The following is an 18,598-nucleotide window of genomic DNA, read 5'->3' on the forward strand; positions in this document are numbered from 1 at the left end:
GCGTCTTTCAGCGCGCAGTCTCGAGGGCTTGGTTGGTGAACGTGAGCCGCCGCTCGAGCGGGTGCAGGACGGTGGCGACCTTGTAGTGCTGGTCACCGACGCACCACAGGGCGCGGCCCTTGCCCTGCATCGCCCAGCCGGTGACGAGGTCGCGGGCGATCGGGCCGAGGCCGAGCATCGTCTCGAGCTCGGCCGCCACGGCGCGGTCCTGCCCGTGCAGGATCTTGATGTCGGCCAGGTGCAGCAGGTCCTTGGCGATCGCGACGGCCTGCGAGCCGCTGTCTCCGGCGGATAGCAGGTCCGAGGGTTTGTGCGCGATGGCGAACTGGACGTCGCCGTCGCGTCGGGACAGGCGCAGGTCCGCGTCGAAGCTCTTGACGGCCTCCGGGCCGAGCCGTAGCTGCTTCCACGACTCGTCGCGGACCACGACCCGCGCGTCTCCGGGGGCAGCGAGCTCCCGCATCCCGCGGCCCCACGAGTTCAGGCACGTCAGGGCGATCCCGACGGCCTCGTCGCCGAGGGGTTCGAGCCGGGACAGGCTCAGCGACTGGATCGGCGCGGCCCAGTCGACGTCGATGCTGGTGTGGTCATCGAACAGGCCGGCCAGTGCCCCGGAGACGAGCTGCCCGAGGGCGTCCCGCAGCGTCCGGGTGTCGTCGAGGAAGTGGCGTTCGTCGGCGTACCGGCACTGCGCGACGAGCTCGCTGGTTGGTGCGTCGAGCAGGCGCCACAGGTGCGGGATGGTGGTCTCCCGCATCCTGGTGTTGCCGTGGGCGTAGCCGGTCAGGTGCGCCAGGGCGGCCTTGACGACGACCTCGTCGGTGGGCCCGAACGGCACCCGGTGTTCGCCGACGCGTTGGGAGCCGACGAGGCCCCGCACGAGGGTGAGCCAGCGGGCGAAGACGATCGCCGCGCGGCCCTGGGCCTGCTCCGCGCTGAGCTTGTCCCAGCCGGCGATGAGCGGCCCGAACGCGAGCGGGTTGATGCGCGTGGGCATTCCGTGGCCGATCGCGAACGGCTGCACGCCCAGGGCGTGGCAGAGCGGCTCGTACTCGTCCTTCGGGTCGCCCAGGACGAGGACCCGGTAGCCGAAGTCCATCATTCGCAGGCAGAACGCTTTGGTGGTCGCGGACTTGCCTCTGCCGGGTTTGCCGAGGCTGAAGATGTTGGGGTTGGTCACCGGGACCGTGTCGTCGAGGACCCAGCCGAGCGGGTCGGCGTAGAACGACCCGCCGGAGAGCAGGTCGATCCCCATCTGCGCCCCGGTCGGCGGCAAGCCGGGGGTGGAGATGAAAGGCCACAGCACCGGGGCCTGCTCGGAGGTCATCCGCCACGCCGAGACCGGCGCTGACCCCGACGCCCAGCCCCGGCCGGGTCGGCGTGCCCCGCGCCGCGGGACGTGCCGGAACAGCCGGGAGTCCCTGGGTCGGTGCAGGGTGGGCGGGACGGAGGGCAGATCGTGCCCGAAGTCCGACAGGAGCCGGGACATGTCCCGACCGTCTCTCCCAGTGAGCACTCGACCGTGCCGGGGACCGTTCGTGAGGTTTGTGCGTGCGGGGCGCATGTCAGTCGGGCTCTCAATCGGCCTTGCGGGTGAGGCTGACCCCGAGCGGGACGCTCGACGCGGCGAACGCGACGTCCTGGGCGAGGTCCAGCCGCAGGGGTGCGAACCCGGCCCGGCGCACGGACGCGTCGAGGTCGCGCCCGAACGCCGAGACCCTGGCGGTCTTGGGGACGGTGACGGTCACGACGGCATACGGGCGGGTGAGGCTGTTGCCGCGGGCGAGCTTCGCGTCGAGGCGACGGACGGTCTCGCTCTCCTGGCTGGCCTTGGCCCGCTTCTTCACCTTGGCCCGGTGCCGCAGCTCGTCACCGATGTCAGCGGCCCACTCGCTCGTGGCGCTCTGCCGGTTCGCGACCGACGCGCTCAGGATCGGGTAGCAGGCCATGAAGGAGCGCCGCTCCCCCGGCGCGGTCGGGGTCAACGCTGGCGCGAGGGCTCCCATCGCGGCGCCCCGGACGGGCAGCTTCACCGTCGAGGAGATCGAGTTCCACGCATCGTGGCTGTAGTGACGCACGGCCGGGTCCGCTCCGGACGGCCCAGCCATCGCCCACGGCACATCCGCATTGATCCCCGCGTTGACCCCGACGCTGCGCCGAGACTCGTCGGTGATGTCGCGGATGTCAGTGCTGTCGGTGCTGTCGGTGGTGGCACGGCCAGCGAGGGCGTCGACGATCCCGGCCCGGTCACCAGGCGCGAAGCCGGTGCGGCAGGCCAGCGCCAGCTCGGGGCTGGTCAGCCAGGCCACGCTGGTCATCCCCATCCCGCCACGCAGCTGTGCCTCGACCTCGTCGGCGAGGCTGTAGAGCACCCGGGCGCGTCCGTCGAGACCGCCGCCAGATTCCTTGGCCTCCCGGGCAAGCCGCCCCTCGGGGACGACGACGGTGACGAACGACTCGGTGCGGACGCTGGCCCGGGTGAGGTTCGCCTGCAGCTCGTCGTTGACGAGCCGAGCGACCTGGGGCCCGGTGGGCCGGCGGTGCCGGGCGATCCACTGGTCGCGTTCAGCGCCGTCCTCCGGGACGGTCCGCACCAGGAACACGACCGCGTCGATCAGCTCGGTCCGGGCTGCGAGGTCGAGCAGCTCTCCCAGCCCTGCGCCGAGTCGTTCGCGCTGGTCGAGCTCGGCCAGGCCGATGCCGGGGTGGATCACCGACGCGGTCAGTGCCCACGTCCGGCAGCGGTGGTCCTGGATGATCGCGGTCCGGGTGGACGTGGCCCCGCGCGGGGGGCCGTCGTGGATCCGGACGCCCTGCAGCACCCCGGGCAGGTCCGGCTCCTCGAGCGAATCCGCCTCTCCGGTGGAGGCTTTCGAGCGGAACCGGGTCCACCCAGTGAGGCCACCGGCCGCGAACGAAAGGGATGCGAGGACCCAGCCCACCGCCGACCGTCCACGGACCGGCGTCACTGTGACGAGTACGACGAACGCCCACAACAGCGTGAACAGGGCCACCGACGTCCACGCCGCCTGCTGCATCGCCCACGCGATCGGCAGGAAGGTCAGCGCGACCGTGGTTAGCTGCCACCCGGACAGTCCGAAGAACCACCCGATCCGGGCCCGCGAGAAGTCGGAGTAGATGACTCCCATGACGTGCTCCCTCTCTCCTATGCCGGCACGGCGGGCACGGCGCCCGCGGCAGCCGCCCCGCCGGCGCCCGCTCCCCCAGCGCCCGCAGCGCCTGCAGCGCCTGCAGCGCCACCTTCGGCGCCTGTGGGTACGCCACTGCCACCGGGCACCGACTGCGCGCTCGGAAACGGGGGCTGCCCGCCTCCACTGCCTCCACTGCCTCCACTGCCTCCACTGCTGCCGCTGCTGCCGCTTTTGCCGTCAGGTCCGGTGCGGTCGGCGCCGTTGATCTCCGGGTTGTCGTCGTCGCGGCGCTGGTTGGGCTGTTGGTTGCGCTGGCGGCTGTTTCGCCGGTCTGAGCTGAAGTCGGGAACATAGCTGGAGTCCCCGACACCCATCTGGTTGGTCAGGTCCGCGCCCACTGCCGCACCCCGGGCGCCGACCGTCGCGACCAGACCCAGACCTGCCCCGGCGAGACCCCCGAACCGGCTGCTGGTGGAGCTCTCCGCGGCGCCCTCGGCCTGGGAGCGTCCGTGCTCGTCGGTGCTCGACGCGGCTGCAGAGGTGGAGTCCCCAGCACTGCTTTTGCCTCCGAGGACTCCGCTCAGGCCGCCCTGGGCGGCCATCCCGGCGCGCAGGGCGGCACCGGAGGAGGTGCCCGGGTCGGTAAAGGCGAGCAACTTGAACAGGGCCAGCGGGCTCGCGCAGCCGATGCAGATCAGGATCACGCCGGGCACCGCGGTGCCGATGGCCTTCTGCAGGTCGTCGGTCATCCCGGTGGCGACCCCGGAGGTCATCTGCACCCCCACGCCGAGGACGAGGACCATCAGGACCGGGGTGAACGCGGCGGCGTGGAACCAGCGGAAGCTCTTCCAGAACCAGCTACGTCCGAAGTCGGAGGACAAGCCGGCCGCGGAGATCGGTGTAGTCGCGGCCAGCACCATGAGCGCACCGGCGCGGGTCAGCAGGACGAGCAGGTGCCCGATCGCGGCGAAGACCAAGACGATGCCCATCAGCCCGAGGACGGTGGCGACCGTGCCGTCGGAGATGTCGGCGGTGGAGACCGGGGTGCCCAGCGGGCTGAACTGCGCCCAGCTGTCGACGTGCAGCAGCGTGGTCATCAGGGCCTTGGTCAGGCCGCCGCACGCGGCGAGGACTGCGAGGCCGTAGCCGATCCAGGCGACCCACACGAGCAGGAACTGGCCGGTGCCGACGAGCACCTGCCCCACGGAGCGGCCGTCTCGGCGGAAGGCTGCGATCCCGAGCTGCGCCACCGTGAGGACCAGCATGAGGGTCAGCCCGATCCAGAACGTCACCCGGTAGAGCGGCCCAGCCGGCCCGCCCTCGCTCAGGTCCGGGGTGGTGAAGTCGTCGACGATGCCCAGTACGAGCCTGAGCAGCCACAGGCCGGCGTTCCACAGACCGAGCATCGCAACCGTCCAACCGTCGGCGACGACCTTGCCGGCCGCCGACGCCAGGTAGGAGAACGGGTTGAGCATGCTCAGGACCCCGCGCTTCCAGCGGCCGCACCCGAGTCGCGTGTGGGACCTGATCCTGCGGCGTCGACCCACGTCCGCCACCCCGCCTGGAGGGCCAGGTCGGTGCCCGGCCATGTGGACGGCGCCGGGGCCGGGCTCGGTCCGGACGCGATCATCCACCGGCCACCGTTTACCGCTGGTTGCCGGGCTCCGCCGGTGGGGTTGGACGCGGGCTGGGCGGTCCATTGCATGCGTTCGCAGTGGCCGTACGCGATCTGCGCGTCGGTCGTGATGACGGCCTGCACGTCGAGCAGGACGCAGGCGAGCACCCAGTCGTCCCCGTCGACGCCCTTGACCATCCCGGCGGCCGGCGTGACGGTGACCGTCACCCCGGGTTCCGTGCTCTGGCCTTGTCTGGCAGCGGCGAGGAAGGTCTGGACGTTCTGGGTGAGCGGCCATGAAGCCACCCCGACCGCCCCGGTGAGGGTCCAGCGATTGTGGACGTCGTTGACCTTCGCGATGGACATGCCTTGCAGCACGGTCGCATCGATCGCGGCGAGCTGGGCCACCGCCCCCGTCGGGGTCTTTGGGAAGCCGGTCGGGACGCCCGCTGGACCGGTACCAGACGCCGCCGGCACGAGCAGCGTCGGGGCCGGGCGGGCCGAGGGGACGCCTCGACGGGCACTGTCCGGGTCGACCTCGAGCATGGGTGCGGCGGCGATGCTGTCGCGGTACGCCTGACCTCTCACGGCACCCGCTGGTAGGCCGCGACCGGAATCGCCCGGGTCGTCGGTTTCGCTCGTTCCCGCGGCGGCTGCGTGGGCGGAGGACGAGGCTGTAGCGGGGCCGAGGGAACCGAGCGCGTAGTAGACGGCGAGACCCAAGCCGATCAGGAAGACCAGCGCGGCAAGAACACCGGCCGCGAGAACAGCCAGCAGCCGTCGCCGGTCCCACCTGGTGCCTGCGACGGATCGGCTGGGGTTGTCGAGCCAGACAGCGGACCGATCACCAGGTCGGACGGCAGACCGGAGGGCTGCCCGCATCAGACGCAACCGTTGCCGGTCATGGCACTGACGATCCCCGGGAGGATGAGGTAGCCGATGACGGCCACGAACACCATCGCCAGGCCGACGACGCCCGCCTTGCTCGCGTGCGGCATACCGAAGATGCGGCCTCCGACGACGGCGCCGATGCCCACGACGATCCCGAGGGTGAAGAGGATCCCGACGCCCCACAGGACGTAACCCATGAGCTGGTCGGCGTAGACCTGAGCACCCGGCGGGGCCACCGGGCACACCACGTGCGGAAGGGCCGCATACGCAGCCGATGAGTACGGAGAGGTGATGGCGTTCATGACGGGAGGTCCTTCTCGTCGATGTCGGCCCTGGCGAGCCGACGCAGGGTGGCCGCCGCGCTCAGCAGCGCCGGCGGGAGGGGCTGGGAGTCGAGTCCTCGAGCGGCCAGCGCCGCGTCGGTCGGGATGTCGACGAGATGACCGCGCCGGTCCAGCTCCCGCGTCCGCGGACCCGCGGTCGCTGTAAGCCCGCGCGACCACCGCGAGCGCCGAGGACCCACAACACCGGCCACGACGACAACGCCCTGGAGCAGGGCGGCGATCCCCTCGAGCCGCCGCAGGCCCGGCACGGTCGCCGAGGTGACCGCAATGATCGTGGGCGCGTTCCGCACGTGCTCGGCCAGCCAGGTCGACCCGGCCAGCAACTGACCGAGCTCGCACGAGAGATCCAGGACGCTGAGCCCCATCGGTCGTGTCGGCATGGTCGGAAGTGGCAGGTCCTCAGGCCTGGTCACCGTCGCGGTCGCACGCTCGAGCAACACCTGGTCACGGCTGCCCCGCGACCAGCCGTTACTATCACCGAGCTCGGCGGTGGCCGCCGCGGCCAGGCCCGAGGCGGTGGCGCTGGCGCACTCGATCACCCGCGCGGTCCCCGGACCAGACGCCACCGCGACGGCGAGGGTGGTGGCGCCGGCGCCGCCGTGGCAGCCGACCACGGGCAGGATCGGCTCGGTCGGCTCCCACACACCCTCGGGCCCCGACCTGGAGCCGCCCGGTGAGTTTCCGCAGCGGCGGGGGCCGTTGCGGAACTGACCCGCCTGAACGGCTAGCCAGGCCTGCTTCAGCTCGTCCGTGCTGACCGCCGGGCGCGCGAGGGCGGTGCTCACGACGGTCCCCGATCGAACGCCATGCGGCGCGCGTCGAGAACTCGCCGAAGTTCGTCTGAGTCGAGCCGTGAGAGCGCCTCCTTGGCGCGTTGCACCTCGTGCAGCCCCTCAACACAGGCAGCGAGCTCGTCGAGCGTCGCCACCTCCGTGCTGGCGAGGTCCATCAGGTGCTCGGTGTCTCTTGGGTCAGTCTCGCTGACGGTCACTGTCATCACCTCGTCGCCTAAAGCCCGCCCGTTCCGGCAGGCGGTCACCGGTCACGCCGGGACCCTCACGGCCGTGACGTCCCCACGCAGTGCTCGGATGGCTCGGCTCGTGCGCCGGCGCACGGTGATGGCGGCGACTCCCCGCCGCTTGGCGACTTCGGCCGAGACGTCGTTGCCGAGCAACCCCGCGTGGCCACGCCCCGATCTCATGGTCTGCTGCCGGTCGGCAGTCTGCGCAACGTCAACCAGCAGAATCCGGTCCTCGTTGGTGATGACGCCGGCAGCGCACGCGCAGTCCAGCAGCTCGGTTAGCTTCTCGTGCGCCGAGGCCCCGGAAACCTCAGAGGGCTCCGCCGGCATGGCCTCCCAGATCCTCTCGAACGGCGCGACCGGGAAGGTCCGCGACCACGTCGGATCCGCTGCCACCCCAACACCGAGGTCGCGCATCACGGCCTTGCGGGTGTTCATCAAGATGTTCGCCGCGACCCGGTGCCCCCGATGCCACCGGAAGGTCCGCGCCTCCATCCACAACGCGGCCGCCAAGAGCTGGTCGATCCGCGGGGACAGCGTGAACATCCCTAGAGCCAGCAGACTCACCCCTGGAAGCAGCACCCACGCCAGAGCCCCGGTCGCAGCGACGTCGTCCCCGCCCTCGGGCGAGGACAGCTCCGCCAACGCCAACAGGACCGCGTCCGCGTTATCGCGGTCGGCCTGCCGCAACCAAGCCGGCAGCTCCAGCAGGTCATCCACCACACCCAGCACCGGGTGGGCCGACACCCAGCAGGGCCACCGAGACCGGGCCGTTGCCAGGATTTCACTCTCCGGGTCATCCAGACCCAACTGCTTCGCGACACTCATCATGAGCCCTTCCGCCGTGTAGACACGGCCCGAAGGTCACGCTCGGACGTCCCCGGGAAGGTCACCCACTCGGGCGTCGCAGCAGGGGTACGCGTCCTCGCCAAGGGGGGGGTACAGCACCCCTGACCTGCATCGATGCGACGTACCCCCGAAAGTCAAGAACAGTCGGCCTGTCCCGTACCGGGTCTGGCGGAGGCTGCGGTGTGACCCCGACACCAGGACCGGGACGCTCAAGCGGGTCAGTGACCAGCTCGGGATCAACTCACAGACGTTGCGTATCTGGGTCCAGCAGGCCGAGGTCGACGAGTTCCACCGGGAGGGGGGTGACTACGGCCGAGGCGAAGCGGATCGCGGAGCTCGAGCGGGAGGTCAAGGAGCCGTGCAGGCCAGCTGCGGAGCTAGGGTTCGAGGCCCACAAGTCGAGTGAATGCCGTCGAGAACTGGTCTCCTGGCCTGCCGCCACCGATCTGGCGCAGGCTCTCTCGCCAGCGGGGCAGCTCCGGGTACGACCGGGTCACGTCGGGAGCAGTCAGCATGTCGTTCCGCTGCCCCCAGTGCACAGTGCCTCCGGCCTTGATCGCTTCGGTCTGAAGGCGCTGCAGCAGTGTCGTGAGCCCCTTGAACCGCTTGAGTCCTGCCACTTCGATGATGCATGACTGCGTCCATCTCTCAATGCCGAGCAGCGCCCGCGTCGAGGACGTGAACCGCAGCGTGACGTACACGCCTACTGCCTCCTTGCGCGCCAGCAGGTCAGCTGCCGCCGTGAAGATGTTCCTCTCCACGAAGTCCACGTGGGCTGTTCCTGAGGCGTCGAAGGCTACCTCGATGGAATCTCCGTCGGTCACGCAGGCGTGGTCCGCGTAGTCGAACATGTCCATCACGGCATAGGAGTAGTCGACATCGGGCTGCGGGAGCTCCGGCTGGCCCGAGTTTACGACTGCGTCGACGAGCAGCGACAGGGCCCAGCCGTGCCCTTGTTCAACCATCCAGTTTGCGAAGTCAGCGAGTAGATCGCCGACGCTTCCGGTGTTCTGCGCCGCGAGCTGCTTCGCGCGAGCGGCCACGAGCTCAAGGGCGACAGCAAGCTCGCTGGAAACAATGACCCCCGAGCCGGCCACCCCCGGCGGCAGCAGCGGGGCGAAGACCAGGCCGACCAGCAGTCCGGCTCCGACAGCCTTCCGGGCACCATCCTCGGCTCGTTCGGCGATCGTCAGCAGCGATTCGCGGACGCCGTTTCTGGAGCAGATCGTGGCGAGAAAATCACCCTTAGCGCCGCTTGCCGGTCCTGCCCTGCCAGCCCTTTCGCCAGTTCGCATCTTGCGCCCTGTCCACCCTGTCTCACCAGTCTCGGCGGGTACAGGAACCATCTCGCGCTGCTCTATCCAGACGTGATGCTGTTCCGAGTCGAAGGCCGGGTATGGGTTGACCATCACGCGCAGGTACCTGCTGTCGAATAGCGCTGAAGATACGCTTGTCAACCGATTCCGGACCTCGGCCCAACTCGTTCGTTCGCGCTTACGTGCCAGCCCGTATTGCGGGATGACCTGCAAGACCACGGACGTGATCACACCGAATCGACCGACGGCAGTCCGGACCGAGTTCAGCGCATCGTCGTTCGTGATGACTCCGATCACGTCGGTGCCACCATCACTGCCACTACCTGGTGCAATCACCTGCCGGGCCAACGCGGCCCTGACGCGTTCCTCGTCGCACAGAGGGATGCCGCCGCCGACGTCCTCGCCTTGGATCCAGAGAAGCTGCCCTCCGGGTCCGACCATCTCAACCGCGACCACGCTGTCCGGAAGGGGTGCGGCATGCTGATCGCCCCCGTGAGTGGACGTGGAGAACGCTCCTGTGATGCTCTGCCCTCCTGCACCACCCATGGTCCCCATGGCCCACGCCTTGCCCTTCGATGTTGGGCCCAGGCTTGGGGTCTGGCCGTCGAGCCAACTGTAGAGCTCGTAGATGCGCATTCCGGCGCCCACGTGTACGAAGGTGTGGCATTGGTCATGGTCGACACCGCTGCGGTACTCCATCGCGGCTAGCGCATCGGCGACCTGTCGGTTCATGGCAGTCGGCAGGACGTCGGTCCGCACGCGGTTGAGAGCTCGCGTGTCGATCAGGTCCTCGCGCCATCCGGCGTCGCATACGGCGGGGGACAGGGCCCAGCCGCTGCCGGCGGCCCGGACATGCCTATTGGTCTTGGCGGCATCAAGGACGATCGTTCGGACCTGCGCGACGTTTTCGGGGTACCAATGGTTGCGGAGTTGTCCGGCGGGGACGTACGGCTTGGAGTCCTCGTCGTGCAGCCGGACGAAAGCTGCCGTGTCTCGCCGGGGTCCGGGGCTGGACGACGAGCATGACGCGACCGCTCCGGGAAGTGCGGGCAACAAGGGGGCGTATGCGACTAGTCGCAGGAACTGTCGGCGGGACCGCTGCCATCCCGGATCTGGCGTCGCCTGTGGCTCCTCCTTCATCGCCGGGCCGGGCAGAAGTCGAGAATGGTGCCTGACAGCCATGCGGGCCGCTCATCGTGAATTGAATGGCCGGTCGCGTTCACAGTGCGGTGAGCACCCGTCATCCCGCGGACGCTTGCCAACTTGCCGGCGAGCTCAACCGTCGGTTTGTGGAGGTCTGGGTCGTCCTTGCCGTCAAGCAGAAGCAGCGGGCCCCGCATAGAGCGCCAAGGTTCCTTGCCCTGTGGTGGACAGAACTCGGCGCAATCGTTCTCTAGGTGCGAGATCACCAGTTGTTCGAATGCCATTCGCCAGTGCCAGGTTCGGAAACGCGTGTTGTAGATCTCCACCCGATCGAGCATTGACGTGACACGCAGGTTATCTCTGCACGGCAGCCAATCTTGCCGGTACCAGTGGTCGCTCTGATCGATCTTCTTCTTGGCGATCGGCACTCCGAAGATCCAGACGTCGGACGCGTACACCTGCTCGAAGTACTCCCGGCGCCGCTCCAACCCATTGTCTTCCTGTTCGACGCGGACTCTGACTCGCGGCAGCGCCCCAGCTTCCTTAAATGGATCGAAGTAGTAACTCGACCAGGCTCCTGCGGGGTTCCACGCGACGAGATTGCGGATCCAAGGGTTCTCTGCGCGAGCACGCTGTTGGGCGAGTCGCAGCACCATGTTGCCACCGAGGGAGCCCCCGACCACCGCCAGTAGCCGACCTTCCAAGTGCATCTGCCCAACGAGCTGCTTCACAACCTCGTCGTAGTAGTCGAGGGCAAAGAAGTTATGCCCTTGCTTGGTGTCGATCGGCAATTGCTTGCCGATCTGCGCGGGATGGAGGTGGCTGCTGTATCCGCAGTTCGGCCAATCGAACGCCACGACGGAAAGGCGGCGATTTCGCTTCTTGGCGTCGGCGATCAACTGCTTCGCCAAGTTCTCCCCCTCCTCTGCGCGTGAAGAGTGACCGTGCAGGTACAGGATCACGTCGGTGTCGGGCACCCAGACCAAGCGCTCGTACAGGTCCTGTCGGCCGGACACCGGATCTTGGATCGGAAGGGGCCACCTAGGCTCTGCTTCCGTGACCGGTTCGGTGGACCAAACGACGGTGCGGATGATCGCTTCATTGCCCCACGCCAGAATCGGCACGTCCAGCTGGTTCGGCGCGGCGTAGACGTTCACCGGGCGGTGAGGAGCATCCACGGATCCGCAGACCGCGATGTACCCGAGCTGGCGACGAACGATTGGCTTTGTGTAGAGCACTCCCGCACGAAGGGCCCAAACGACGTTGTACGCCCGCTCCAGAGCTAACATCACAGCCCGATGGACGACGCGTTCGTCGGCGGGGAACCCGGGGCATCTGTGGGAGATCATGAAGTCGAGCGAGGACGCTATCGACTGTCGGCGGGTCGGCTCGGAAGCTGTTAAACATGTCGCGGCCGGTGACCGCTAGATCTGCATAAGCCCGGGCCTCCATGTCCGCGTCGGCGTCGATCGCCGAAGCACCGCCGGCTCGTCCTGAACGGACGAACCATGCGGTAGCCCAAGCGAGCGCCACTGCGGGGATGCGGGAGCCGGCTACAGCATCGAACCGCGGATCCATGGATCCAAACGTGCCATCCAGCGGCGGCCACCAGGTCGGAATGTTCCCGTCACCAACCTGACCCGAGACTGGCGAAAGTGTCAGCAACTGCTTGGGAGGTAGCACATAGCCCGCCCGAGCCACGGCGTTCGCGTTGCCGACCAGCGGCTCCTGATGGCATCGCTCGGGTTTGATCGCCTCGGCATCGACGTCGGGCAGCAGAGTAAAGGCGGCAGCTGGCACTGCACGAGCGGGCGAGGTCGTGTGGGTGCTGTCCTGGCCAGCCGGCTGTGCTTGATTCTCCGGGGTGCAGCCATCAAGGACCGCGGCGGAAAGCGCTGCGCCGGTGCCCCACCGGATCACTTGGCGTCGGTTCAGTTCCATGCAATCCGGCCCCTAATCCGAACTGCGATCGGTTCGCAAACGGGCCGACCGTGAGGGAAACGTGAAGACTTCGCTCCACGCATTCAGTCGCTACGAGATGACCAGCATAGCGACGGGCCTAGGCCCGCGCACTACACCGTGAGTAAATGCCCCGAGTCGGCGGGGGTTCTCACTCCCTCCACGAGCGCCGAGCCAAGCGCTGTGATTGAGGTTCAGGCCTTGGGCCCTTGGCCAGGCCTCTGCGCGACGATGCGCCAGGGACCGGGTCGCGCAACCCGATCAACTCTGGGGGGCGGACCGATCTCGAGGACGGCCAGGATGCGGTCATGGTCCTCGCGTCCAGCGAACTCGACGATGATGCGTCCTTTGATGCGTCCCGCGTCGATCCGCACCCGGGTGTCGAGCCGGTCACCGAGAAGGTCACCGCCTCGAGGACGGCGTCCGCCGTGGCCAGCCTTGGCCGCAGCGGCTTCATTTGTCCCCGCGACGTCGTCCTCCCAATGGGCTGGTGTTGATCTCCTCCGTGGACCGGACTGACGGGCCCTTGGTCGGCGATGATCCGCGCTGCGAGGCGCGGCGCCGCGGATGGCCCGCGGGGACGCGCTGCAACGCCCACCGCGACGACCCGAGTTCGCCTACCGCTACTTAGCCGACGAGGCCGCGATGCCGGCCAAACAGGCCTGCGACCGGACCATGTGACGGGTCTGCTCGGCCAACGGTTGGTGGACAGCGTGCGGCAAGAAGCGCGGCAAGAATGGCAAGGGGGAGGAAGTGGTCCAGCAACCCCGCATGCCGTCAAACCGGGGTGGCGGAGACAGGGGGTGACGCGTCGTTCTGATCGTACAGCTATGGAACAGTATGGAACAGGCGTTCGATCAATGCGCTGGGGGTGTAGGGACCGACCTGCTCTGCTCAACTGGCGTGCCGGGTCCGTTCCAGCCAGTCCTTGCCGGCGATGACCTGCCTGGTGCGGTCGCTGAGCTCCGGGGGCGCACCCTCGCCGTCCGAGCGGTTGAGGACATCCTCGCGCAGGATCCGGTCCGCCTTGGCGTGGCGGCCTTCGGCTTCGGCGATGGCGGCGAGGTCGAGCCGCGGGATCTCCTCGTCGGGCGCGGCGAGTGCGGCCGTCTCCGCGGCGAGTCTGGCCCGGCGAAGGTCGCCTGATCGGAGGCTGTGGGTGGTGACGAGGTGGGCGACGTCGACGATGGCGCACAACAGGTGCTGGTCGATCCGGTCGCCATCGACGAGCCAGTACCAGCGGTCCTCTTTGAGGCTGCTAAACGGTTGGCCCTGCACCAGCCGCAAGGCGGCGTCGAGGTCCTTGATCCCCGCGGGTCCGCGTGCCGTACCGCGCACTCGGAGGCGGCGGAAGAGGTCGGCGTCGACGAGGACGTCGACGACCTGGTAGACGCCGACCCCGCGGGCGAGGGCGGCTGGTGCCTTCCTGGCATCGGGGAGGTGCTTGTCGCCGGTGCGGGGGTTCACTCCGAGCCAGTCGCGCAGGATCCGGATGTAGTCGCGGGCCTTGGCCTGGGTGATGTTGAACGTGTCGGCGAGCTCGGCCGGGGTGGCGCCATGGGGCCGGGTGGCGAGATAGGTGAGCATCTCAGTGAAGTAGGACTTGCGCTTGGTCAGCGCCGTTCCGCGGGTCCGGGCGCTCACCGGCCCGAGCAGGGTCAGGCGTGGTTGTCGGCAGTCGTTGGACCACCACGCGGCGAGGTCGGCGTCGAGAGTGGGGTCGGCGGCGAGCACGGCGTCGCTGACCTGGGTGGTGACCTTGGGTGCGAGTGCTTGCAGATCCTCTCTGGTGGTCGCGCCGTCGCGGAGGTACTCCTCGTCGTCCCGGTCGAGCACGGTGGTGACCGGCTCGTCAAGGCTCTGCCCGTCCACAGAGCGGGGCATGGTGTGTTCGTCGCGGATGGCCCCGGCCTCGTTGGACCAAGAACGCCAGCCCTCGGCAGCATCGCCGGGGGTCGGGATGGGGATGTCGTCGAGGTCCTCGCTCTGGGCGAGCAGTGCTGCGCAGCCTTGGGCTTCGTCCGGGGTGAGGCCGACTGCGACGAGGTCGAGCCCGACGCCCGGCAGCAGGACCCGACCATCGGCCGTCACGGTGATCTCCATCGGTGTGGCTGGGCTGCCGGTGCCGGTGCTGGTGAGGTCGCCGCAGACGACGACGCCGGTGCCGGTGCGGCCGGCGTGTGTGTGGATGAGGTCAAGCAGCTGTGTCAGGGCTGGGGTGGCCGCGGCGTGGGCAACACTGTCGAGGACGAGGAGGCGTGCGGGCCAGGCGTCGGCGCCGGCCTGGGCGGCCCGGGCGGTGGGCACGTCGTCGCCCAGGTCGTGGGCCCGGTCAAGGGTCGCGATCGCTTCGGCGAGGACTTGCGCGGCCGGGTCGCCGCCGGCATGGACGCGGAGCCGGTCTGGGTTCATGGCGGCCACCTCGGTGCCGACTCCGATCAAGTCGACCCGCACTCCGTGTGACCACGGGTTGCAGGCGATCTCGGCGAGCAGGTACCGGGCCAGGTCGTGGCTGAAGTCGATGTCTCCGGTGATGCTGACGTTGAGGTCCTCGAGGTTGAGCAGCCAGGCGTCGCCGGTGTCGCTGGCTCCGATCGTCACGAGCAGAGGGTAGGGAGCGGGCTGGTCCGGCACGGCGGGCCCGACCTTGCCGAGAGGCGTGCCGTTGGGGAGGGTCCAGTGAAGCTGGTCGGGCGTGCCCTGCCAGGGCGCGGCGAGGGCGGCCGGGGCGGCTAGGTGCAGCCGGATCGTCGAGGCGGTCAGCTCGACGGCCGCGAGCTGCGGTACCGCGCCGCCGGCTCGGGTGTGGGCGGATGCGAGACGGCGCAGCAACCCGTCCACGTAGTCGACGGTCGGAGCGCTGGTGCCGCCCGCCGCGATGATGGACTTCTCCACCGGCGCCAGTGCCGGCTCGGGGGTGGCGATCGTGCGGCCCGGACGCCGTGCCCGGAGCTGGGCTGCCCGTCGCCTCCGCAGACTCAGGAGCATCGAGCCTGCGAGGAGCGCTCCCGCGCCGGAGAGGCCGGCCAGCATCCACGGGGCTGGCACGTCACCCTGCGGATCCGTGACCGAAGGTTCCTTGATCGACGCCCCGGGGGTTGATGTCTGCGCGGATCCGCTCGTGGCTCTGGACCTCTCGGCCGGTCTCGTCGGCCGCTGTATGGCCGGTGTCGGTCCCTCAGCCGCCGTCACGGTTGAACCTGCGACATCGTTGCGTTCTTGGGCGGATGAAGACGGTGGCGGAGGGTCGCCGGGTTCGGGCGCCGCCCGGAGTGGCCCGCGGCGCTCAGCTGATGGGGCTGGCTCGGCGGGTCCCGGCGGGATGACGGGTTCTTGAGGCACGGGGATGCTCAGGATCCATCCGGGACGGATGAGGTCCGGGTCGCGCATCCGCGCGCCGTCGGCCTGCCGGGTGTTGGTGGAGGCGGCGAAGATCTCCGGATAGCGGCTGGCATCGCCCAACTGCTCCTGCGCGACGTCGGACAGAGTGTCTCCCGGCTGCACGATGACAGCCTCCGCGCGGGCGTCGTCCGCCCGTCGGTGGCTCTCGAGAGCTCGAGACTCCTCTTCGGCTGCGCTAGGCATGGTCAGGGACCACCCCGGCTGGATGAGGTCCGGGTCCGTCAGCCGCGCGCCATCAGCCTGGCGAGTGTCCTTCGAGGCCTCGAAGATCTCCGTGTACCGGCTGGCGTCCCCCAGCTGCTCCTGCGCGATCTGCGACAGCGTGTCTCCCCGCCCGACCTCCACGGTGTGTGAGGCGTCTGCGGTGGCGGCCTCTTTGGGCAAGACGAGCACGGTGCCCGGGGTGAGGAAGCCGGGCTTGTCCCCGAGCACGTCGGTGTTGAGGGCCGCGATCTCACCGAAGCGTCCGCCGGAGCCGAGACGCTGTTCCGCAATCGACCACAGCGACTCGCCTCGCTTGACCGTGTGCGTCGGCCCCGGTGAAGTGCTCCCCCGATGGGTCCCGCGGCCTGAGGTCAGATTGTCTCTCTCGGCTGCGGCCACATCCGTGGCGGCGGGCGCGGAGTGCCCTACCTGCGGCCTGCCGTTGCTGTGAGGGTAGGCCCCTGCGGGGATTTCGACCGCGGCAGCGACGACGGATGGAGATCTCGCGATGGTCGCAGCTTTGGCCGGCTGAGCACCGACGGGCGCGGTGATGAAAAGCAGCAGCGCGGCGCTGACCAGGTTCCGGGCGGCCACTTGGGGCAGCGCCAGACCCGGCAGCCGGGGGGCTCGCACCCCACGTAACCGTGAGATCACCTCCAGCACAATGGATCCCGCCACGAAAGGCCAGACAGCCCAGCCGACGATCGTGAGAACGCCGAGCACGAGGGAGCCGTCGTCCGGGCTGGTCAGCGCCGCCCAGACGTGCCCGGCGGACGGTGGGGTGTCCGGGATGAGGTCCGCTCCGACGGCCAGCAACGCGGCGGGGAGGCCGACGACGATCGCGGTGAGCCCGGCCACCGCGGCCAGACCGATCAGACGTACCCGCCGCCGGGCGCTCCGCTCAGTCTCGAGGGTCATCGCTCGACCCCGTCGACGGAGCGGGTGGTGCGGGAGTCAGCGGCCCCGTGGACGGTGAACGAGCTCAGCCCGATGATGCCAAGGAACGTGCACTCGTAGGTCGCCGTGGTGGTGACGTGCACGGTCTGGCCGTCCACCAAGTACGCGGTCCCGGTCATGCCCGATCCGGCGAGGTAGGTCTGGGCGGCTCGTCGGGCGGCGGACGGATCGACGGTGACCCCGTCGCCGCGGACGGCTCCCGCCGCCTGCAGTTGCTGGCCGCCGGCGCGCGCAGCTTGACGGGCGACGTCCTGCGCGTGCTGCTGCGCGCCGACCTTTCCTCCGAGGTCCACGGCGAGCCCGACGAGGACGATCATGACCAGCCCACTGGCTGCCAGCCAGATGCTCACCGAACCGCGGTCGTTTGCCATCCTGCCGGGTGGGCGGCCTTCACGAATCGTCCAGCGCTCGGGGCTCGTTCGCCGTGTCGTCGTGCTCGTCGTGCTCGTCGTGCTCGTCGTGCTCGGCGTGCTCGGCGTGCTCGTCGTCATGGTCATCACCGCTCTCGGTAGGTGTCGATGGCAGACCGCATCGTGGCGGTAACGGTCTTGCTGCCGGGGACCCCGGGTACGGACAGGTCGGCGAGGTCGACCTCGCAGGTCACGGTCGCGGTCACTTGGGCGGCCGTTCCCACTGGTGCGGCGAAGCCGGTCGTGTCGACCGACATGGCCACGCTGGCGCACGTGATCCCTTCGTCGGTCAGCGTGGAGCCGGCTGCGGAGGACGCGGCCGTTTGCGCCTCTGCTTGCGTGCGGGAGATCGACGCCAAGCGAGCTGCGCTGTTGGCGGCTGCCTGGACAGCTTGGTGCGCGATGGCCATCCGGCCGGCGAAGATGATAAGCCCGACGAAGAGTAGGAACGCGGGGACGCCGATCACGGTCTCGATGACGGCGGAGCCACTGTCCGAGCTTCCCCGACGGCGTCGGAAGCGGGCGTAGCAAGTGCGTGAAAGGCGGGTCATCGAGTGATCCGCTCGACGGGCACCGTCGCCGACTGCCGCACCACCGGCGACCATCCCGGGATGACACTGAGCGAGGTCCCGGTGACGGTCACGGTCACGGCCTCCGCGGTGCGGCTGCTGCTCACGCGGGCGCTCTTGAGGACGTCGTCTCCGCCGGCCGCGGCAACGAAGGATGCCGCCGCCTCGGCGCCCGCTCGCCCGGTGCCGTCCTCGACCGAGGAGGCCCTCGCGCCTTCCTGCGCGGCGGCGATCGCGACGGACCTCGCGTGGTAGAACAGCGCCGCTTGCATCCCGAGGAACATGACCGTGAAGAGCACGGGCAGCAGCAGCACCATCTGGATCGAGGCGGAGCCGCGCTCGGACGGCCCCGCCGCGGTTCGGCAAAGCTGTCTCGTCGGCCGGTTGCCGTTCATCGCCAGCCAGTGGATCCGGCGGCGGCTATCTGATGCTGCCGGCCTTGGAGGTGACGTAGTTGGTGATGGCGGCGACGACAATCCCGACGATGCCGATGATCGCGACGGCCCAGATCACCATCTCCATGGTGACGGCACCAATGTCAGGGACATGGTCATCGCCGGGATTCAGGTCATGTCTGGGCCTGATCGCCATCTCGGCCTTGTCCGTGAAAGTGGCGCCGAGGATGTGCAGGGTCGCTGCGAGGTAGTGCATGAGTCTCTCCTGTCGTCGTGTTTGCTGCCGGGTGGTGCCGAGTTCTCCCCGGCTGTTTATGTTCTTTTGGTGCTGCGGGCGATGGAGTTCGATTGCGCTGCAGTGCGCTTCCAGT

Annotated in this window: 17 protein-coding genes; 2 read left to right on the forward strand and 15 right to left on the reverse strand. The window is 69.1% G+C overall.

All coding sequences use genetic code 11. From position 1 onward, the window contains the following. Positions 1–7: 7 nt before the first annotated feature. From ABT295_RS02935 to ABT295_RS02980, 10 genes are all read right to left on the reverse strand, one after another. The gene (locus ABT295_RS02935; RefSeq protein WP_352392918.1) at positions 8–1,327 is read right to left on the reverse strand and encodes a putative type IV secretion/conjugal transfer ATPase; all 1,320 of its coding nucleotides are present in this window, start codon (positions 1,325–1,327) and stop codon (positions 8–10) included. Positions 1,328–1,577: 250 nt separating this feature from the next. After that, on the reverse strand, positions 1,578–3,149 hold the full coding sequence (locus tag ABT295_RS02940; RefSeq protein ID WP_352392919.1) for an SCO6880 family protein: 1,572 nt from the start codon (positions 3,147–3,149) through the stop codon (positions 1,578–1,580). 17 nt (positions 3,150–3,166) lie between these two features. Continuing rightward, positions 3,167–4,627, reverse strand: coding sequence for a TrbL/VirB6 family protein (locus tag ABT295_RS02945; protein ID WP_352392920.1), 1,461 nt, complete (start codon positions 4,625–4,627; stop codon positions 3,167–3,169). Between the two features lie 2 nt (positions 4,628–4,629). Further along, positions 4,630–5,175, reverse strand: coding sequence for a hypothetical protein (locus ABT295_RS02950; protein WP_352392921.1), 546 nt, complete (start codon positions 5,173–5,175; stop codon positions 4,630–4,632). A 473-nt stretch (positions 5,176–5,648) separates the two neighbouring features. Then, positions 5,649–5,960, reverse strand: coding sequence for a hypothetical protein (locus ABT295_RS02955; protein ID WP_352392922.1), 312 nt, complete (start codon positions 5,958–5,960; stop codon positions 5,649–5,651). Beyond that, positions 5,957–6,787, reverse strand: coding sequence for a hypothetical protein (locus ABT295_RS02960; RefSeq protein WP_352392923.1), 831 nt, complete (start codon positions 6,785–6,787; stop codon positions 5,957–5,959). The genes ABT295_RS02955 and ABT295_RS02960 overlap by 4 nt, the downstream gene beginning before the upstream one ends. Continuing rightward, entirely contained in the window at positions 6,784–6,993 is a 210-nt protein-coding gene (locus ABT295_RS02965; RefSeq protein WP_352392924.1) for a hypothetical protein, read from the reverse strand. The genes ABT295_RS02960 and ABT295_RS02965 overlap by 4 nt, the downstream gene beginning before the upstream one ends. A gap of 51 nt (positions 6,994–7,044) precedes the next feature. Next, positions 7,045–7,851, reverse strand: a complete 807-nt coding sequence (locus ABT295_RS02970; RefSeq protein WP_352392925.1) for a hypothetical protein — start codon at positions 7,849–7,851, stop codon at positions 7,045–7,047. A 398-nt stretch (positions 7,852–8,249) separates the two neighbouring features. Next, entirely contained in the window at positions 8,250–10,241 is a 1,992-nt protein-coding gene (locus ABT295_RS02975) for an FAD-binding oxidoreductase (protein ID WP_352392926.1), read from the reverse strand. 83 nt (positions 10,242–10,324) lie between these two features. Further along, positions 10,325–11,488, reverse strand: a complete 1,164-nt coding sequence (locus tag ABT295_RS02980; RefSeq protein ID WP_352392927.1) for an alpha/beta fold hydrolase — start codon at positions 11,486–11,488, stop codon at positions 10,325–10,327. Between the two features lie 1,110 nt (positions 11,489–12,598). On the opposite strand from ABT295_RS02980, the gene ABT295_RS02985 reads away from it, so the two are divergent. Next, a complete protein-coding gene (locus ABT295_RS02985; RefSeq protein ID WP_352392928.1) occupies positions 12,599–12,787 on the forward strand; it encodes a hypothetical protein in 189 nt (62 codons plus the stop codon). A gap of 397 nt (positions 12,788–13,184) precedes the next feature. On the opposite strand, the gene ABT295_RS02990 is transcribed toward ABT295_RS02985, so the two are convergent. Together ABT295_RS02990 and ABT295_RS02995 are read right to left on the reverse strand one after the other, a co-directional pair. Next, complete coding sequence (locus tag ABT295_RS02990; protein WP_352392929.1) at positions 13,185–16,814, reverse strand: LysM peptidoglycan-binding domain-containing protein; 3,630 nt, start codon at positions 16,812–16,814, stop codon at positions 13,185–13,187. Beyond that, entirely contained in the window at positions 16,811–17,170 is a 360-nt protein-coding gene (locus ABT295_RS02995; protein ID WP_352392930.1) for a pilus assembly protein, read from the reverse strand. Before ABT295_RS02995 ends, ABT295_RS02990 begins: the two co-directional genes overlap by 4 nt. On the opposite strand from ABT295_RS02995, the gene ABT295_RS03000 reads away from it, so the two are divergent. Then, positions 17,169–17,396: a hypothetical protein gene (locus ABT295_RS03000; RefSeq protein ID WP_352392931.1), complete on the forward strand. Its 228-nt coding sequence runs from the start codon at positions 17,169–17,171 to the stop codon at positions 17,394–17,396. The genes ABT295_RS02995 and ABT295_RS03000 overlap by 2 nt on opposite strands. On the opposite strand, the gene ABT295_RS03005 is transcribed toward ABT295_RS03000, so the two are convergent. Genes ABT295_RS03005 through ABT295_RS03015 form a run of 3 tightly spaced genes read right to left on the reverse strand, consistent with a single transcriptional unit; the run spans position 17,350 to position 18,483 of the window. Then, positions 17,350–17,814 carry a TadE/TadG family type IV pilus assembly protein gene (locus tag ABT295_RS03005; protein ID WP_352392932.1) on the reverse strand — a complete coding sequence of 155 codons (465 nt, stop codon included), beginning with the start codon at positions 17,812–17,814 and terminating at the stop codon, positions 17,350–17,352. The two genes, ABT295_RS03000 and ABT295_RS03005, sit on opposite strands and share 47 nt — an antisense overlap. After that, a complete protein-coding gene (locus ABT295_RS03010) occupies positions 17,811–18,227 on the reverse strand; it encodes a TadE/TadG family type IV pilus assembly protein (protein ID WP_352392933.1) in 417 nt (138 codons plus the stop codon). Before ABT295_RS03010 ends, ABT295_RS03005 begins: the two co-directional genes overlap by 4 nt. Positions 18,228–18,252: 25 nt before the next feature. Then, positions 18,253–18,483 carry a hypothetical protein gene (locus tag ABT295_RS03015; RefSeq protein ID WP_352392934.1) on the reverse strand — a complete coding sequence of 77 codons (231 nt, stop codon included), beginning with the start codon at positions 18,481–18,483 and terminating at the stop codon, positions 18,253–18,255. Positions 18,484–18,598: the final 115 nt, after the last annotated feature.

The sequence above is a fragment of the Terrabacter sp. NPDC000476 genome (genome assembly GCF_040300125.1).
Taxonomy (GTDB): Bacteria; Actinomycetota; Actinomycetes; order Actinomycetales; family Dermatophilaceae; genus Terrabacter.